Raw genomic sequence first — 4,851 nt, 5'->3', positions numbered from 1 at the left:
GGCCGTCAATGCTGCCGTATGGTACATGGATATCAATACCACAGCGAAGTTTAAGAACAATGCCGGAAACCGCTATAAGCTGGACGCAGAACTGGACCCACTGGTTTATATGGCCGGTGTTTCTTACAAGTTCTGATTGAAAGGGAATCCCCGCCAGTGAATGAGGTTGTCGTAAAAGGTAGCGAGCGCAGCCCTTTTTCGACAGCCTCTCAGTCGTGAGTTTGAAAAGTCTGCTGTCATGACGGAAAAATAGCTAGCGAGAAGCTTGCCACTTTATGAGATTTCCGGGTTAATCCTCAACCATATATTCAAGAAGATCTGGATGTTCAGCCTCTATCATTTCCCTGAGTAAAGGCAAGGTGTTAACTGAATGGCTGACACCGTTGACCAGTTTAAATGTCGGCCTTGGGATGCCATCAACGGTATCAATGGTCTGCATATATTTATTGTCGAACATTTCAGGCTGCTTTTTTGCAAGTTTTTTCAACAGACCAAAATGGGTGGATAACAGTAGCGTAAGATGGGGCAACTGACCCAGCTCTTCGGCGATAATATACGAGCCTATAGCAGCCTCTTGTGGATTTGTGGTTCTTAGCAGTTCATCAGCAAGAACAAGATCTCTGCTCTTGTTGGTTCTGCCTCGAACAATTTTAAGTAAATGGCTAACCTGATTGACTTCTGTTTCAAAAGAAGACCTTCCAAGCTCATCATTTTTTTCCATAAGAGTATTGATAGATGTGTAGGGTCTCAGGGTAAATGTTTCAGCAGAAGCAATACCGAGGTTTTGAGCCAAAAAGGCCACATTAATACCCAATGTTCTGAGAAAAGTCGATTTCCCGGAAGCATTAATACCTGTCAGAATGACATTTCTGACTTTTTTTCTTCCAGCACCAATATGGATATCAGAAGCGACTCCCTGTGAAGAGTCCAAACCAGGAGGCCTGAGCTTCTCGGCTGAAAGGTATGGACGCCTGGAATTACTTTCATCAAACTCAACAAAGGTATAAGGGTTTTGCTCAGAATTGATCTGTCGGCTGACAGAAAGCATAAAGTCGATCCATGAAAGCTTTTTCAACCACCGGTTAATTGAGCCATGCAGCAAAACAACAATTCTCATTGCACTGGCAGCATGCTGTATGCTCGATGATGAGAAATATCCATAATCTTCGAGCGTCAAAAGCTTCATCTGCTCCATAAGTATTCTAAGTAAACTTTCTTCTTTATCAGTGAAATTAAATAACCCGGTATTTTTTCCAAGGTTATACAGAGCTGAGAAAAAAGGACGCAGTAATAGTAACTCTGAAGTAATTTCTCTATTGACTCTTTTCAAATCATCGTGATTCTGCTGGAGCGATTTGAGTTTGTATAACGTACTTAAAGCTAATGACCACGGAAGAATGTAGCTTCCTGTTTTCTCCGTGATAACCAAACCTTTCCATAATATGCTTTGATCAGTATGTATGTTGACATTTCTTGATGGGGTACTTAATTTAAACAGCCACCCCGAAGTCAGCAACCCTAAAACTGGCATGATATACATCAAGGTTCTGAATTGTGGCGTCACCCCATGAATATTATTCTGAAGCATTAGCTCCTGCATAGCTTTTTCATTTTTTAATTCTATCCCTATGAGTGATTCCGACTCGGCCCAAGTGCCTTCATCATGAAGTAAAATGGGCATATGAAAGAAGTAAAAGAATGGATGTTTTTTATCCAGAAGCCGAACGACCGGATTAATATATTGATTAATTTCATCAATACTTGATACTAAAGCGGTAGCTGTATTGGGAGCCATTAAACTGCGAAGGATCTCTTTGCGTTCCTTCAGTGTTTTAATGCTACTTGTAGAGCCTGTAACCAGTTGACAGGCTCCGTACACTTCTCCAAGTAATGAGGTACCTGGAAACAGCCTGTCATACAGGTGAGCGTACCCATCTTTCCTGAACACCTGCATATCCTGCCATATATCCGTCTGAAACATACCCTGAATCTCAGCAGACTGAGAGCATTCAGGATAAAGATGATGCAACAGCAACTCTCGCTTTCTTCGAGAGGAGAGCTCTTCATGAGCTGTATGAGAAGAACTTTCCTCACTCTGATATGCCTCTGACTGGAACGATTGATTGTCAGAGTCCGAAAACTTGATCAGGTATTGTCTTTCAAGGATCTCATAAGGTGTTTGCACAGCCTGAACCTGGCTGGTTATCAGGCAAACTGGCAATAGGAACAGATGCCGTAGAATCATACTTAATGTGCTCGGTAAGTACGTATTTTTTCAGCAATATCAGGCAGTTCAGACTGAAAAGTTTCAGCCAGAAATTCAAGCGCAACTTTGCACTTGTTAGGGCCTTCCTCTATCTGATAGGTCGGCCTGATATAGCCAGAGCTGTTTGTCATCCCCATGTGCATGATGTTAAAGGATTCCTGCCATTCGCCTGTATCAGCCAGGTCATAATGAGTGGATATCAGTGCCATTAAATGGCTTTGTCTTCCGAGAGCTTTTAAAACAATCTCAAAACCTTTTCTACCATCATCAGGGTCTGTAGTACTGAACAGCTCATCAAAACAGACAAGCTTGTTTTCGTTATTTATTATGCCTGGCTTCTTTAAAAGCTCTGATACGTAGCGCAACTCTTCCATGTAAGACGACGACTCCCCAGCCTTGTCAAACTTGTCCATGTAGCTTCCTGCTTCATGAAAAATACTCGCTTCATAGGATTTGGCTGCGGCAACTCCCAGGGTCTGGGCAAGAAAAATACTGTTCAAGGTAACAGCCCTCATAAGAGTGGATTTTCCGGATGCATTATTGCCTGATAGCAAAAGTCCCACTCCAGTAACCGGTTCTGTATTATACTCCAGCTCCTCGTTGTCTTTGAGATAACTCCCTGCACACCCAAGCTGCAATGTATTAGAAACAGCAGTACTGTTATCAAGCAAAGGATTCCAGAAGCCCACCATGGAAAGACAAGGCTCAGGCTCTGATCTGAATCGGGCAATAGTGACTTCATTAGCATTTTCAACAGCCTCAGAAGCATGCATACGAGCAGCTATCGCCAGAAACAAATCCATTTCCCCTACTTTAAAGATAACCTTGGCGAGAACGTCCTTTATCCTGATCAACTCTGTCGCATGTAATATCACAGCTTCTGCATTGCGACCCTTTACGACAGCTCCAGCAAGATTTTCTGTTGCTTCGAGAAAGCCAATAATTTCTTCAAACTCCTTTGTGGTGAAATGAATTTTTAACGCTTCAGGCAAACCATCTGATAGTTGCCAGTCAACCACTTGCTGCAGGTAACCAGAGACAGCACTTATATATTCTTTGAGCATTTGACCGCTCACTCTGCGCTGTCCAGCAAAATATTCTTCTAGCCTGGACTCAAGAAACCATATCCACTGGTTCAAGCTTATGCTGACTACAACTCCACCCCAACTGCATAATGACTGTGCTGAACAATAAGTCGGCTGTCTCAGTGCTGAAAGTATCAATGCCAGGTAACCAGAAAAAGTTAAAAAGTGCGTAGATATTGATAATATTCCACTGCCTACAGGATGGCTCCACAGCTGCTGAAAAAAACCCTGATTCATGTATGACTTTAACTCTTCCTGAACAACTTCTGAATTAAATAAGGAGTCCTGATAATAAATGTCAGCTAATTTTGGTTCCCACTGTCTGAGCCCTGATAGTTGTTTTTCTATTGATGAGTAATCCGGATTCGTAGCCAGTATTTGTTGTATTCTTTCCTGCCGGTTCTCAATAGTCGATACATCGGAAGTCGGCCACTTTGCCAGAACCATCAGCCGAAAGACCTGCCCTGCCAGCGTATAAGCCGGGAAAAGACGATTTAAAACCGTTGATTGCTTTTCTCCTTTTTCGCCAGCCGCTTTGGTGTCGATCAGGATTTCCTGATTCATTCGCACAGGATGGGTGGCTTCAGAAAAAAATGCATACAAAACAGGCACCAATGCAGCCAGAGCTTGCAATTCGTTATTCTTTTTAGCTTTTTTTTCTTCCTCTATCTTTGAACTTAAATTACCTTTATTTAGCTCGTAACGAAGAGGACTGACGTATTGATACTGTTCGATATCAACAGCATTAATGTCTTTTTTTTCATAGCGCTGACCTGAAAATGAAACGAAGAGTATACGGCTTATTTCCTCCTGAGTATAAGCCCATGCTTTTTTCAGAAAAATCAGTTGAGCTGTAAAAACAATCACAGTAAGGCAAAAGAAAATTCTCGCGGTACAACTTGATTTTTTCAAAATAACTTTACCAGAAAAGCGTCGCCATTCAACGAGAAACGTTTCTACTAAAAAACAATATTAAAATATTCATCTGTTAATCTGATACTTTCAAACATCAGAAATTTTACCCAAATAAACAGCAGAGTCTGTTGTTTTTTAGAATATTAAGATATAGACAACCTTGAAAAATATTCAAGGTTTTTTCACCCTCAGAACTAATAGCTCACCGTGATTCCTGCACTCTGCTACATCTGCCCAAGCTTATGAGACCTGAGGTTTTATTTTTCGTGGCGGAGTAGCCAGTGTTCAGACGGATGTGGACAGCGGGAGTTTAAAAACCAATAGGGTTGAAGACAAAAACACTACAGCTGACGTCAACAATAACACTCAGCCGGGGCTCTCCTTTACCTACATGCTGTCTGATAAGTTTGGCGTTGATTTGAGCTATACCGTTTTCTTCAGTGAAGATTTCAAAGGTTCCGCGGGTAACACCTGCAGCGATCTGGAATTAGACAGTTCATTGGGTCTGAGTGGACAACTGGGTTTTGACGATCAGCTGAACGAGCACTGGGCCGTCAATGCTGCCGTATGGTACATGGATATCAA

The 4,851-nt window shown here is 42.1% G+C and carries 4 protein-coding genes; 2 read left to right on the top strand and 2 right to left on the bottom strand.

Annotated elements, in window-relative coordinates:
- A partial coding sequence (locus KDK19_RS00930) for an OmpW family outer membrane protein (protein ID WP_306801291.1) occupies positions 1–136 on the top strand: 136 nt, incomplete at its 5' end.
- 153 nt (positions 137–289) lie between these two features.
- Here the strand turns inward: KDK19_RS00930 and KDK19_RS24220 are convergent.
- Together KDK19_RS24220 and KDK19_RS24215 are read right to left on the bottom strand one after the other, a co-directional pair.
- Entirely contained in the window at positions 290–2,185 is a 1,896-nt protein-coding gene (locus KDK19_RS24220; RefSeq protein ID WP_257291148.1) for a hypothetical protein, read from the bottom strand.
- Between the two features lie 62 nt (positions 2,186–2,247).
- Complete coding sequence (locus KDK19_RS24215) at positions 2,248–4,218, bottom strand: hypothetical protein (protein ID WP_257291147.1); 1,971 nt, start codon at positions 4,216–4,218, stop codon at positions 2,248–2,250.
- Between the two features lie 343 nt (positions 4,219–4,561).
- Between KDK19_RS24215 and KDK19_RS00915 the strand changes: the two genes are divergently transcribed.
- Positions 4,562–4,851, top strand: a 290-nt coding sequence (locus KDK19_RS00915) for an OmpW family protein (RefSeq protein WP_368736426.1), incomplete at its 3' end; no start/stop codon positions are given.

Source organism: Endozoicomonas sp. ONNA1 (genome assembly GCF_024606325.1).
Taxonomy (GTDB): domain Bacteria; phylum Pseudomonadota; class Gammaproteobacteria; order Pseudomonadales; family Endozoicomonadaceae; genus Endozoicomonas_A.
This window is presented reverse-complemented; position numbering and strand designations above follow the sequence as displayed.